Below are 14,456 nucleotides of genomic sequence, written 5' to 3' on the forward strand. Positions count from 1 at the left end.
TATAAAACTATTCCTCCCCCTTTAGGGGGGCGGGGGGCTCAAACTATAGTTCCCCCTTCAGGGGGCTAAGGGGCTTCTAATTCGCTCCCAAATTTATCAAATCAGCAAATACACCTGCAGCAGTTACTTCCGCACCCGCGCCGGGGCCTTTTACTACCAGCGGGCGTTCTTTGTACCTGTCGGTTGTAAACGATATAATGTTGTCGCTGCCCGATAGCATGTAAAACGGATGGTTTTCATCAACCATTTGCAGGGTGATGGTTACTTTACCATTTTCAAGCTTTCCTATGTAACGTAGTACTTTCCCATCTTTTTCGGCCTGGTCTTTTAGTTTTGCAAAGTGGACGTCTTCTGTTTTAAGCGTGGCGTAAAAATCATCTACCGATTTTGCTTCAAGGCTGGCTTTTGGCAATACGCTTTCAATATCAACGTCGGCTTCTTCCATTGCATAACCGGCATCGCGGGCCAGGATGAGCATTTTGCGCATAAAATCCTTACCGCTCAAATCGTCGCGCGGATCTGGTTCGGTATATCCTTTTTCCTGTGCCTCTTTCACCACATCGTGAAAGTTGGCATCGCCCTTAAAGTTATTAAAGATGAACGATATGGTGCCCGATAAAATAGCTTCTATGCGTTGTACCCTATCGCCGCTGTTCATCAGGTTTTTTAGGGTGTTGATGATAGGCAGGCCGGCACCAACGTTGGTTTCGTAAAAGAAATCGACACCATGGCGGCGGGCGGTATCTTTAAATGTGCGGTATTGCGTGTAGCTGCCCGAGTTACCAATTTTATTACAGGTAATTACCGAGATATTGGCTTTAAAAACATCCTCGTAAAACTCAATTGGCTTAGGGCTGGCGGTATTGTCAATAAACACACAGTTGGGCAGGTTCATGGCCTTCATCCTGGCAATAAACTCTTTCAGGTCGGCACTGTATGGTGATGCCTCTATGTCATTTTGCCAGGTATCTAAAGAGATACCATCGCTGTTAAAAGTCATTTTACGGGTATTGCTGATGCCGGCAACTTTTACCTGGATGCCGTTATTATCTTTCAGATAATCGGTATGGGCATTTAGCTGGGCAAACAAGGTTTTACCAATGTTGCCTGTACCTAAACAGAAAGCATGAAGCGTTTTGGTTAGCTGTACAAAGAAAGCATCATGTACTGCGTTTAGTGCCTTTGAAAGATCCTGGGCCGAAATGATTACCGAGATATTGTACTCTGACGAACCCTGAGCTATAGCCCTCACGTTAACTCCGTTACGACCCAGTGCATGGAACAACTTACCCGACATGCCCGGCGTCTGTTTCATATTTTCGCCCACAACAGCCAGTATGGCCAGGTTTTTTTCGATAACCAGGTGCTCCAGCTTTTTGGCCAGCAGCTCCAGTTCAAACTCCTGTTCTATCAGTTGTTTGGCCTTTTCGGTATCCTGTGGTTGTACCGCAAAGGTGATACTGTGCTCTGACGACGATTGGGTAATCAAGATGATATTGATTTGCTCCCGGGCCAACAACGAGAATAAACGACCGCTAAAACCCGATTTACCAACCATGCCGCTACCCTCTAAATTAAGGATACTGATATTGTTTATAGACGAAATGCCCTTGATAGGCAGGCTTGACGCCTTACAATCATGACGGATCACGGTACCTTCAAATTCCGGCTCGAAAGTGTTTTTGATAACAATAGGTATCTTTTTCAGGAAAGCCGGGATCATGGTTGGCGGATAGATCACTTTGGCACCAAAGTAAGAAAGCTCCATGGCTTCGGTATAGGTAAGCTCGGTTAAGGAGAATGCTTTTTTAACCATGCGTGGGTCGGCGGTCATCATACCGTTTACATCAGTCCATATCTGGATCTCTTTGGCGTTAAGCGCCGCGCCGAAAATAGCAGCTGTGTAATCAGAGCCGCCGCGGCCTAAAGTGGTGGTTTGGCCGGCGTCGTTACCTGCAATAAAACCGGTAACAAACAATATTTTATCTTTATTTTCCTGGTGTAACGTTTTAATCAGCAATTCAGTCAACTCGGTGTTTACCTTGGCATTGCCAAAAGCGCTGTCGGTTTTAATTACATCTGCAGCGTCAACATACAATACATCTTTAAAATGCTGGGCGGCAATTTTACTCACCATAATGGTCGAGCAGCGCTCGCCAAAGCTAAGCACCTGGTCGCGGGTTTTGGGGGTAAGCTCGCGTAGTGTTAATACGCCCTGCAGTAATTCCTCTAACTGGTTAAAGTGAATTTTTAAACGGGTGAAGGCGGGGTTTTGGTTTTGCACATCGAGCAGTGTTTTTACTACATCAAAGTGACGTCTTTCCAGTTCGGCCAGTTGAGCGGTAAACTCTTTACCATTGGCGGCATCTTCGGCCATCGAGGCCAGCAAATTGGTTACCCCGCCCATCGCCGATAATACAACAACCGGCTTAACTTCATTTTTCACTTCGCCTTTTAATATGTTTAAAAGCGTTTGGATACTTGCGGCGGAACCTACGGATGTGCCGCCGAATTTTAAAACTTTCATTGTGTGTTTTTAGCAATATAAATAATAAAAAAGCCTTCCTCGTTTTTGGAGGAAGGCTTCATTTGGTTTCTTTTGTTTATGTTTTACACCATACGATTATCTTCCTCCGAGTTTTATGCCGGTGGTAATAATTGTTGTAATAATGGTGTTGTTAATTGTCATACTTATAATGTCGACAAAGTAAATAGATATTTTTATAATAAGCAAGCTTTATTTTACTTTTTTAAAAACTCATGCCTCATTAACAGCATTATTCAGGACAAACGCATTTAATTGGGTTAACACAACTTAACATATTTCAGGTAAAATAATTGTAAACAATTGACAATCAATGCTTTGTACTTTACCATGGTTAACGCTAAACTGATTGCGCAATTTAGCCGCGTCCAAATATTTGTGCCTGGTGTTGGCCAATACAAGTCACTTGGGAACCTCTGTCATTTAACCAGGATCGGGCAACAAAAACAAGGTATCGCTTGATTACTCATTTCCCCACACCATAAGCTTATTCTTAAATAACAGCTTTTCACCGTTAACTATTTAGATGCATTTACCCCGCAGCATTATGGCATTAATGGTGATATAAGCATAGTATTTGTTACTTTTGAACCTTAATTACTATGCAGGGATTACTCATAAAATCAACCGGAAGCTGGTACCAGGTGCAAACACCCGATGGCCAACGGATTGATTGCCGGATAAAAGGAAAATTCAGGATGCAAGGCATCACCACAACCAACCCCGTGGCCGTGGGCGATGTAGTGGAGTTTGAAATGGAACCCGAGCAGGAAAGCGGGGTAATTACCAAACTGCACCAGCGTAAAAACTATATTATCCGCAAGGCTATTAACCTGAGCAAGCAGGCCCAGATCATAGCTGCCAATCTTGACCAGGCGTTGTTGGTAGTTACTTTAGCTTCGCCACGCACTTCATTAGGTTTTATCGACCGTTTTTTGGTTACCGCCGAAGCTTATGATATCCCCGCCCGATTGATATTTAACAAAGTAGATTTGTTTAGCGACGAAGGCCTGGAAATACTGGCCGACCTGAAAGCCGTTTACGAAAAAATTGGATACCCCTGCTTTGAAGTATCGGCATTGGAGGGCACCAATATTGATAAAGTACAGGAACTTTTAAAAGATAAGGTAACGCTGTTTTCCGGCCACTCCGGTGTAGGTAAATCAAGCCTCATCAATGCCCTTTTGCCAAACCTTGACCTGCGTACCCACATGGTATCTGAGTGGAGCGACAAAGGCATGCACACCACAACCTTTGCCGAAATGTTTGAACTGCCACAGGGAGGTTTTATTATCGACACCCCCGGCATCCGTGAATTGGGTGTCATCGACATAGAAAAAAACGAACTAAGTCACTTTTTTCCAGAGATGCGCTCGCGCATGAACCAATGCCGCTTTAACAATTGCCGCCATATTAATGAACCCGGCTGCGCTGTGCTGGAAGCTTTGGAAGAGGGCGATATTGAATTATCGCGCTATGAAAGCTATTTGAGCATTTATAATGGGAATGATACGAGGGCGTAGTTAGGGACTTAATAATGAATATAAATTGGCCATTCGAACAAATGGCAGGTTAGTTGAAATGCTCGGCCGTTCTGGGATCTGTTTTACTGAAATGGAAGCCCAAAGTAACTTCGTGCGTTGCGTTACTAAACCCCGAGATACTGGTTGACGATGTGCCAAATTGATAACTGTATCCCAGCCTGAAATTGCCCAGGGTAAATGAAACAAGCCCTGCTACCTCGCTGTTTGTGCGATAATTTATGCCCATGCCAAAGTTATCTTTAAATATAAAAGATGTGGAAACATCGGCAATAATCGGCACCCCCCTTGAATAAGCAACCAATGTAGCAGGCTTCACCTTAATGCCATCGCTTATTTCGGCAGTAAAGCTGCCCGAAAAATAATACCTGTTTCTGAAAAACCGATTATCTGTTACCGAAGCATTCCCTAACGAACGAAAAGTTAATTTGGGGGCAGATAACCCGATATAAAAATTATTACCGTAATATAATATTCCAAAACCCACGTTCGGCTTTGTTTCCCTTATATCATCTTTAAAAGCCTGATCGGTAGGATCAAGCGTAGAATAATTGGCTACATATCGTCTTAAACCGCCGTTAATTGATACCCCCAGGTACTGATCGTCGTTAACAGCTATCGATTTTGCAAAAAACGCGTCAATTTCCGTTTGATCCTCAACGGCCAAATGATCGTTCATCACAACCAGGCCCGCTGCTGCCCCTATAGTATGGAGCGGTAAATTTCCATTAAAAATAAAGGTAGATGGTGCACCTTCAATACCCACCCATTGCTTGCGTACCAACATATTTACAGATCCGTCTTTATCAACTAAAGAAAAAGCGTGGTTTAACGGGCTTAAATTATTCATGTATTGCGTATAGCTAAATGACTGCTGCGCACTTGCATGAATTGATATTATAAAGAAAATGGAACCCAGGACACAAATTTTATAATTAAAATAACGTAGGGTATTATTTTTATACATTGGCCGCTTATTAGTATTTTAACACGAAATATCCTGTTTTGCGTACCTTTTTTCCGTTTTGCTTGTAATCAATAAGATAAAAATAGGTACCCTGCTGCTGATAAACACCGGTAATATTTGAGTGGCCATCAAATACCTTCTCTTGATTATCGTAGCCAGATATCTCGAATATTTTTATGCCATCGCGGTTTGCAATCACAACGTGGTTGTCGGGATAATCGGTTATCCCAGTAATGTTTAAAAATTCATTCTTTGCATCCCCATTTGGCGATAGGGCTTTACTTACTTGTAAAACAGGAAACACATGTGTGGTATCTGTTGGTGGTATAATAACCGGAACAGAATCGACAGTGAGCGTACCGGATACATAAGTAAGATAATAATTTAAATAACTTCCCCCGCTTACAGTAATAGGATATTCGCCCACCGGCGAATTTTTATCGGCAGTAGTTGTTATTGTGGGGTAAAATAGTGTTTGGGTTGAATCATCGCCATTAACAAATCCCTTAAAATGCATAGTAAGTACTGGATTATCTGTACTCTGTACTTTTGTTTTGTCATCAGCCGTCACCACCACTTTTGCTGCGCTAATTTGCAGGTGGTGTGCCACCGGCGATGCTGTGCCGCCAGTTTGCTGGGCTGTAATAATAAGTTGACCGGTTTGTACAACATGCGCCATGCCAGTTGGCAATATTTTTAAAATAGATGTATCGCTGCTGGTATACGTTACCGGGATAGTTTTATCCGTACTGGTTCCACTAAATGAAAAATCAGGTGCGCCATATATTATAAATTGTGGTAGGTCAAAAGTTATTTTATCGGCAATCGTTTCCGTAATTAAATTATTTCTGAATATAGAAATCGTATTATCAATTAAATTAGTTACCACCAGCTCCGGCGCACCATCGCCGTCAAGATCATTTATCGCAATTCCCTGCGGACTTTTGCCTGTTTTGTATGATACTTTTGACGCAAAGCTAATGTTATTTATATCTCCGGTATTTTTATAAACAGATATCGTATTGTCATTGCTGTTACTTACAGCCATGTCTGGTTTTTGATCGCCGTCAAGGTCGGCTATGCAAACGGATATGGGCCCGTTGCCTGTGGCAAAATCTACACCTGGCGCAAACGTTATTTTGTCTACGGAAGATAGATTTTTATAAATGGTTACAATATTTGAACCTGTACAGGGAATAATTATATCGGGTTTATTGTCGCCGTTAATATCTGCTATAACAACTTTTTTGGAGTATTTACCTCCTATTAATTTTGCCGCAGCTGCAAAAGATATGGTATGTGGCGAACTGTTATTTTTAAAGATGGATATCTCCGCCGGATAATCGCTAATAGCAGTTGTTGATACAATTTCGGGCAGGCCATCACCATCCAGATCAGCAACGGCAATGGAGCCGGGTAAAAATTCGTCGGTGTTATAAAATGGCGCCACATCTTCCAAATAATTGTAATCATTTAAGGTTGTGTAATTACGTAATACTGTGTTATCATGTGTTACAACGTCTGGGCGTCCGTCACCATCTATATCGCCTACGCCAATGGCTTCTGCCGTGTAATTTTTACTATTGTATGGTGCCGGACCTACAAAAGTTACCTCGCCGGCGGCAGATGAATTTTTAAACAAAACAATCTCTCCATCAACCAAAACAACGTCTTTTTTTCCATCGCCGTCAAAATCAGCAGTAGCAATTTGTTTTGCAACATAGGGGATAGCAGGGTTTGTAGAAGTATTGTTGAATATGATTGCTTTTGCGGTACTTGAATTTTTATATAATGAAACACGGCCTACAGCTGCCCCGGCCAGTATCTCTGGCAGGCCATCGTTGTTTAAATCGGCTATTTCGACATTCGTTGGCTCTTCCAGCGTTGGGTAATCTTTTTTGGCAGCAAAAGAGAGCGAGTCGAACGCAGGATTCACTTTATCAAAACTAATATCAAAGGAATTTTGAGCATAAGCGGTCATGTTATTGGTAGTTAAAGTTATCGGCTGGTAACTGCCACCCGACGGCACCTTTACTTGTACCATATCGTTCTTTGCTGCTAAAATTGTTGCTTTTACAGCTCCAAAAAATACTGTATTGGTTGAAACTGCCGAGCCAAAGTTTTTGCCATTGATATTTACGGTGGAGCCAACAGGGCCCGCTTTAGGGGTAAACGATGTAATTACGGGCGGCATCGGGCTATAAGTAAAACCATCAAAGGTAGTGCTCCCATATGAGGTAGTTAAGGTTACAAGGCCCGACGAACCCGAACCAATTATTGCGTTTATTTGAGTACCTGAAACAATGTTGAACGAGGATGCTTCAGTTTGGCCAAATTTTACCGAAGTTGTTTTACCTAAATTAATACCATTTATGACAGCGACTGTTCCTGGGCCGCCAGCATTGGGCGAGCACGTATAAATCACTGGTGTGGCAGGCAAATCATCAGATGTTAATATACGGGCATACACCTCTGGTGCCAGGTATATGTAAATCAAATCTCCTGACGTGGTTGCTGTTAAAACGTGGTCAAATGAGTTAAACGCGCCCGATGGCTTGATTATCTTGCTGCCTGCATCCACCCATTTATCCTGAACCAGTTTTTTTACAACATCAACCGTATTTCCTTCCAGGTAATTTAGGTATGCCGCCCCATTTATATCAAAAAACAACTGAGGTTCGGTGCTGTTAATGCCAGATACCGTTTGACCTCCAACTTCAGCCCAGGTATTGTTAACAAACCTACGGACGGTTATTTTCCTGGCATTCAAGCCATCTACTCCAATGTCGGGATAAGCAATATAAGGGATGTCATCATTTGACACTTTAATGCAAATGTTATCAACGCGGGTGCTCCCAAAATAACTGTCATCTAAAGCTATCCAGGTGTCGCCAACCAGCTTTCGTACCCTCGGTGTCCTTTGCGCTATCCCCTCTGCATATAAAACATAGGGGATGCTTTGGCTGTCGAATGAAAAACTCAGGTTGTTAATAAAATTTACTGAATATTTGGCTTGCCAAACCTGTATCCAACTATTGTTTATCAATTGCTTTATTAAAAACGCTTCGCCTTGCTGTTCAGGAGCCTGTAACAAATAAATATTCCCATTGGGGGCAATTTCCAACTTTGGGATAGCAGAGTAATAGCTTATCTGTTCGCCCACGTTGACCCAATTGCTACCGTCGAATTTCTTAACTATAGCTATCCCATTTTTGTGGCCACTGGTATCCTGATATATTACGTAAGGCGTGCCGGTTGCAGTTATAGTTAACCCCGGACGATTGAAAACAACGGAGTTTATAGCTGCGGCAGAAATACCTGGCTGACCTACGTATTGCCACGAACCCGACTGATACTTTTTTACGGATAAACGACCGCCATACAATTTATCATCAAAAGCTACAAATGTGACATTTTGGGCTGATGTTTTTGCTACAGTTACCGAAGCTGATTGATATGAAATACCACCTTGACCTACACCAACCCATTTATCGTCATCCAGTTTTTTTACCACAATTTTGGTATATAAAGTAGAATCACAGTAAATTACATACGGGATTGCGTTGCGACCAATAGCAATATGATCTGCCCTTGTAGATAAAATTGATATATCGCCCTGGCCTTCACTGACCCACTTGGAGTTTATCAGTTTTTTTACCGTTGTTTGCTGCTTGCTGCCGTCTCTGAAAACCAAATACGGTGTTTCGTCAGGAGCCAGCGCCAAATCCAAAAAACTGGAATTACCTTTGGATAAACTGGTTGTATCTGTAAACCACCATTTGCCATTTTTAAATTGTCGAACTGTTGCTTTCTTATTATTGAGCGAATCCCGATAGCCAATGTATAGAATACCAGTAGATGACATGGCTAGGGCAATTTCAGATGTGCCTTCCGGAGTAAAATCAGCGTCACCAACAAACTCCCATCTATCATTGACGAATTTTTTTACACTCGCTTTAAAGTTAGTTCCTATGGTTGCATATCCTAAATAAAGCGCGCCATTTTTATCAATAACCAATTTATCGCCATGAAAATACAACGTGCCACCGTTTTTGGAATATGTGCTCGACCCGGTAATTGTATTGAACGAATCGGATCCTACGTATTGCCAATCGTCGTTGGTGAATTTTTTCACCGTAATGCCCCTTGTTGTAGCATGAAGATCTTCGTAAGCAATATATGGAGTACTGTCAGGGGCAAAGGCTAAATTTCCACCAATGCCAAAACCTGCTTGTTCTCCAACTTTTACCCATGTACTTCCAATTAGTTTACGTACTATTAATAATACCAGGTTATGGCGTATATCATCTACTGTATAACTAACATATAATGCTCCATCAGGAGCAAAGGCCATATCTATGTAATTGGTGTAGCCTTCAGAGAAACCTGGCCGACCAACGGCAATCCAATTAGCTCCATCAAGTTTTTTTACAGTTATCCTGCCTTCGTGGGTATCATCATTAAAAGCGATATATGGTATATTATTGCTACCGACGGCAATTTTGGTATAGTAGGCGTATGATATATTGGGGTTGTTATTCTGATCGAACCCTAACGGTTTCCACGTTTGTGCAAACAAAATGCATGGCAATAACAAAATCCCCACGAGAAGGGGTAGCAGATAAGGTTTCGACATTTTAGAGGATAATATAACAAATATATATATTATCCTCTAAAATGTCGAAACGATTAACTTGTAGTTTGCAATTTTATTATCCTTCCAGCGCCGTCTTAAAATCCTCCACCAAATCATCCAAATCCTCAATCCCCACCGATAATCGGATCATGCTTTCGGGGATGCCCATTTCGGCACGGCGCTCGGCACCAAGCTCAAAAAAGATAGTTTGGGCTACCGGGATAGCCAAGGTACGGGTATCGCCCAGGTTGCTTGATTTTACTACCAGCTGCAATTTATTTAAAAATGCAAGGCAATCAATACTGTCATCCAGTTCAATACTCATCAGCCCGCCAAATTTGGCAAATAGCTTACCGGCACGCTCATGCTGCGGGTGGCTTTCCAGGCCCGGGTAAAATACTTTTTTAATTTTTGGATGGCTTTCAAAATAAGTAGCCAGCGCAAATGCATTGTTGCAGGCACGTTCTAACCGGAGAGCCAATGTTTCCGAACCTACAGATATAGAGTGCGCAGCCTCGGGCGATAAGGTACCGCCAGCATCACGAAGTCCTTTTTTACGAATCTGCGTCATTCCCAAAGCCTCGGGCTTTACCTGGGTTTTAAAGCCCGGGAAAATGTTGGGGTATATGCTCCAGTCAAACAAGCCGGTATCGGTAACACTGCCGCCTAATGCATTGCCGTGACCGCCAATGTATTTGGTTAACGAGTTGATGACCAGGCCTGCCTTTACGTCAATTGGATTAAACAGGTATGGCGACGTCATGGTGTTATCTACCACATATAAAATTCCTTTTTCGCTGCAAAGTGTACCAATGCCCTCCAAATCTGCAATTTGGGTGGCCGGGTTGGCAATGGTTTCAACAAAAACCAGTTTGGTATTTTCTTTTATTTCGGCGCGAACGTTTTCAACATCTGTAGCGTCAACAAAGGTAATATCCAAACCTAGGTCGATATACGTTTGAAAAATACTGCGGCTGTTGCCAAATAAAAACGAACTGGCTACTATATGATCTGTATGTTTTATCAATGCCATAATGGTGGCCGAAATAGCCGCCATCCCGGTAGAGAACGCAATAGAAGATAAGCCCTTTTCCATTTGGGTTACTTTATGCTCCAATGCAGTAACCGTAGGGTTTCCCTGGCGCGAATAAGCGTAACCTTTCTTTTTGTTCTGAAAAATATCAACCAAATCCTGCACATCCTCGTGCCCGTAAGTAACCGAAGTATGGATTGGTTTATGTAAAGACCCATGCTCTGGCTTGCCCAGGCGGTCGGCATGTAATAGGGTAGTTGTAAAGCCTCTTTTAGTAGTCATTGTGAACCTATCAGTAAAAAAAATAATAGCGGTTGCGAACTTAAGGATTTTTATGCACACGAATTTCACGAATTAAGTCGAATTAACACAAATCCGATAGATAAAGTATTATGTAGACGACACCAATCTCCTGAACTGGGTCGAATAGGCACTAATTTGATGAGCGTGGATAAATTAATTTACCTGAATTAGTGAAATTCGATCCAATTCGTGACATTCGTGTGCATATGAGAGCAGTATTACAACGGGTTACCGAAGCAAGTTGCAAAGTAGACGATAAAATAACCGGGCAAATAGGCGCCGGCTTTCTGGTATTGCTGGGTATTGAGGATGCCGATACTGACGAGGACCTAAACTGGCTGGCCAATAAAATTGCCGGCATGCGTGTTTTTAGCGATGAAAACGGCCTGATGAACAAAGCCCTTGCCGATATCAATGGCAACATATTGCTGATATCGCAATTCACCTTATTTGCCCAAACAAAAAAGGGAAACCGGCCATCATTTATCCGGGCTGCAAAACCCGATAAGGCAATACCGATGTACGAGCAAATGATCAAATCGTTGCAAACAATCACCGGTAAAAAGGTAGCCACGGGCATTTTTGGGGCTGATATGAAGATTAGTTTATTGAACGATGGCCCGGTGACTATTGTGATGGATACCAGGGACAAAGACAATCATTAATTGCACACCAATTTTTCTAATTTTATCGAATTTCACGAATGGAATAAACACGAATTTTCACAGATTTAGGCGAATTTCACGGATTTATTTATCGCCGGGTTAGTGAAAATTAGATTCAATTAGTGAAAATCGTGTATAATAGTAAAATCGTGTCCTTTTCATTTTTATGACTGATATTTTATTCAAAGAGGAATCCTACAAAATAATTGGCGCTTGTTTTGAAGTTCATAAGATATTGGGGCATGGCTTTAAGGAGGTTGTTTATAAAGATGCCCTGGAGTTTGAGTTTAAACGGTTAGGTCTTCCATTCGAGAAAGAGAAACCATATTCCATTTTCTACAAAGAGCAAAAACTCAAACACTTTTTTGTTGCAGATTTTGTATTATATAACACGATCATTCTTGAAATAAAAACGGGAAATTATATTGGCGATCCCTATATTAAACAAACACTTAACTATTTAAAAGCCTCGGGCCTGAGATTAGGTATTGTAATAAATTTCGGCGCCCCCTCGGTAGAATATCAAAGAGTAATCATATAATTATTCCAATTCGAAAAAATTCACCCAAAAGCATTCGTGGTAATTCGCCACATTCGTGAAATTCGTGCCTCATCAAATTCGCGACAATTCGATTTAATTCGTGAAATTCGTGTTTATTTAAATTCGTGTTATGGAAATTAAAGAAGCGCAGCATCTGGTAGATAAGTGGATAAATACCACGGGCATCCGGTATTTTAATGAGTTAACCAATACTGCCATTTTGATGGAGGAGGTGGGCGAAGTAGCCCGCATTATGGCGAGGCAATATGGCGAACAATCATTTAAAAAATCGGATACAGAGGTTAACCTGGCAGATGAAATGGCGGATGTGCTTTTTGTGCTGATATGCCTGGCTAACCAAACCGGTATCGACCTCACGGATGCACTGGAAAAGAATATGGAAAAGAAAAGCATCCGTGACGCCGACCGGCATAAGAATAACGAGAAGTTAAAATAGCGATTACCGAATTATATATTTATTTTTACTATTTAACAGAATTAAATTTGTCAAATCCTGAATTTTAAATACTTTAATAAGGAAATTGTCGTTAAATCTCAAACCCAAGCTTCCTTATTATGAAAAATTATATTATCGCATTTACCTTATTGTTTGCGCTCTGTGCATGCAGAAATAAAAATGAAGCATCAAAAGTGCAGGTTGCGGATGTTATGCTGGCACCGCCGCCGATGGTAGAAGAAAAAAGTATTGGCAGCGCAAATTCTTTAGCTAAATCAACCGCAGATAAAACCGTATCACCTCAAAAAGAAACGATAGATACTTCAAAAAAAATCATTAAGGAAGGCGAAATCCGTTTCCATACCAGCAACCTTAACGCTGCAAAACAAAAAATAGTAAATTCATTACAAAGCCTTGGCGGTTATGTAGCCGAAGAAACTGAAACCAACGGCGGCGATAACAGCCAGAAAGAGTTTGATTTAAAGGTCCGCGTACCTTCAAAAAATTTCGACAGGTTCCTGGATGCGTTGCAAGCCAGTGGGGATAGCATCGACACTAAAAACATCCGCAGGAAAGATGTTACTTCGGATTTTATCGACATAGCAACCCGGTTAAAAAACAAACAGGTATTAGAAAGCAGATACCTGGACTTGCTAAGAAGGGCTACAAAAACAAGCGACTTATTGGAGATAGAGGACAAGATAGCCGAAATACGCACGGATATTGAATCGACCCAGGGACAGCTAAATTATATGACCCGCCAGGTTGCTTTCAGTTCGCTCGATATCACCTTTTACAATAAACATGGCGAACGTACAACTAACGAAAATGGCTTTAGCTACCGGTTTAAGCAGGCAATAACCCAAAGCTGGGATATTGTACAAGACTTGTTTTTTACCGTAATAACACTTTGGCCGGTTTTAGTTATAGTACTAATAGGGTTTTGGTGGTTCAGAAGATGGGCAAGAAAAAGAAAACTGGAGAAGGATGCCGAATAAAAACACGCTGAAAGCCTGTTAATTTATTGCTTTAATTTAACCAGCCGCTCCCCATCCAAAACCGGGATAGCCGTAGTAATATCTACCTGCAAACAAAAATCGATATCCTTTTGGATGCCTAATTTTTTTAGGCGCTCGCCATGAGATGTTTTTTTGAGGTAATCGTTAATATCGTGCTTACCCAACTGGTACAAATCATTGGCGGCCAGCGCTGCATCATCCAAAACATAACCGTCGGTTTTTAACTGTTCAATTACGGCACCGGCAAAAAGGGTATCCTCCAGGTTAAAATTGTTTTTCCAGCCGGCACATACCAGCAGCACGTTTTCGTTCTGCGTTTTGAGCCAATCGCTTAACGCAGTAAGGTTTAGGAACGATCCTATCACAATTTTTTTAGCTGCGCGGGATAAATGCAGCGCGTGGGTGCCGTTTGTGGTGGTAAGCACCACTGTTTTACCTGCCACCTTTTCGGCAGTGTATGAAAATGGCGAATTCCCAAAATCAAAACCCTCAACTACTTTCCCGTCGCGCTCTGCTGCCAAAAGGTAATCCAGCCCTTTCTCTCTATACGCGGAACACTCCTCAACCTGTGATACCGGGATAATAGCCTCAGCACCGTTTTCAATACCATAACATATAGATGATGTTGCCCTGAAAATATCAATAACCACTACAATGTATTCTTCCACATTAAAAAGTGGCAGCAAAGCGGGTGTAAGGCAAACTTGTAAATTCTTGGTCATTAGTCATTAGTCACTCGTCATTGGTCA

General features: G+C 41.8%; 10 protein-coding genes. 5 read left to right on the plus strand and 5 right to left on the minus strand.

Translation table 11 applies throughout. From position 1 onward, the window contains the following. Positions 1–76: 76 nt before the first annotated feature. On the minus strand, positions 77–2,527 hold the full coding sequence (thrA, locus tag ACFGVS_RS19590; protein ID WP_439695246.1) for a bifunctional aspartate kinase/homoserine dehydrogenase I: 2,451 nt from the start codon (positions 2,525–2,527) through the stop codon (positions 77–79). A 620-nt stretch (positions 2,528–3,147) separates the two neighbouring features. Here thrA and rsgA point away from each other — a divergent pair. Beyond that, positions 3,148–4,068 carry a ribosome small subunit-dependent GTPase A gene (gene rsgA / locus ACFGVS_RS19595; protein WP_274210758.1) on the plus strand — a complete coding sequence of 307 codons (921 nt, stop codon included), beginning with the start codon at positions 3,148–3,150 and terminating at the stop codon, positions 4,066–4,068. A gap of 49 nt (positions 4,069–4,117) precedes the next feature. Here the strand turns inward: rsgA and ACFGVS_RS19600 are convergent, their stop codons facing one another. The 3 genes from ACFGVS_RS19600 to ACFGVS_RS19610 form a co-directional block, all read right to left on the minus strand. Next, the gene (locus ACFGVS_RS19600) at positions 4,118–5,053 is read right to left on the minus strand and encodes a PorP/SprF family type IX secretion system membrane protein (RefSeq protein WP_439695247.1); all 936 of its coding nucleotides are present in this window, start codon (positions 5,051–5,053) and stop codon (positions 4,118–4,120) included. Positions 5,054–5,063: 10 nt separating this feature from the next. Next, positions 5,064–9,689 (minus strand): FG-GAP-like repeat-containing protein, encoded by a 4,626-nt coding sequence (locus ACFGVS_RS19605; RefSeq protein WP_439695248.1) that lies wholly within the window; start codon positions 9,687–9,689, stop codon positions 5,064–5,066. Positions 9,690–9,765: 76 nt separating this feature from the next. Continuing rightward, positions 9,766–11,004: a cystathionine gamma-synthase family protein gene (locus ACFGVS_RS19610; RefSeq protein WP_439695249.1), complete on the minus strand. Its 1,239-nt coding sequence runs from the start codon at positions 11,002–11,004 to the stop codon at positions 9,766–9,768. Between the two features lie 227 nt (positions 11,005–11,231). On the opposite strand from ACFGVS_RS19610, the gene dtd reads away from it, so the two are divergent. The 4 genes from dtd to ACFGVS_RS19630 all read left to right on the plus strand — a co-directional run bounded on the left by dtd (position 11,232) and on the right by ACFGVS_RS19630 (position 13,686). Continuing rightward, complete coding sequence (gene dtd, locus ACFGVS_RS19615; protein ID WP_439695250.1) at positions 11,232–11,690, plus strand: D-aminoacyl-tRNA deacylase; 459 nt, start codon at positions 11,232–11,234, stop codon at positions 11,688–11,690. A 166-nt stretch (positions 11,691–11,856) separates the two neighbouring features. Further along, positions 11,857–12,231 (plus strand): GxxExxY protein, encoded by a 375-nt coding sequence (locus ACFGVS_RS19620; RefSeq protein ID WP_090638194.1) that lies wholly within the window; start codon positions 11,857–11,859, stop codon positions 12,229–12,231. A gap of 130 nt (positions 12,232–12,361) precedes the next feature. Next, a complete protein-coding gene (locus ACFGVS_RS19625; protein ID WP_090638190.1) occupies positions 12,362–12,688 on the plus strand; it encodes a nucleotide pyrophosphohydrolase in 327 nt (108 codons plus the stop codon). Positions 12,689–12,807: 119 nt separating this feature from the next. Continuing rightward, the gene (locus tag ACFGVS_RS19630) at positions 12,808–13,686 is read left to right on the plus strand and encodes a DUF4349 domain-containing protein (protein WP_439695251.1); all 879 of its coding nucleotides are present in this window, start codon (positions 12,808–12,810) and stop codon (positions 13,684–13,686) included. Positions 13,687–13,709: 23 nt separating this feature from the next. On the opposite strand, the gene ACFGVS_RS19635 is transcribed toward ACFGVS_RS19630, so the two are convergent. After that, positions 13,710–14,429, minus strand: coding sequence for a 2-phosphosulfolactate phosphatase (locus ACFGVS_RS19635; protein WP_439695252.1), 720 nt, complete (start codon positions 14,427–14,429; stop codon positions 13,710–13,712). Between the last annotated feature and the right edge of the window lie 27 nt (positions 14,430–14,456).

The organism is Mucilaginibacter sediminis (genome assembly GCF_051903035.1).
In the GTDB taxonomy this organism is placed as follows: domain Bacteria; phylum Bacteroidota; class Bacteroidia; order Sphingobacteriales; family Sphingobacteriaceae; genus Mucilaginibacter.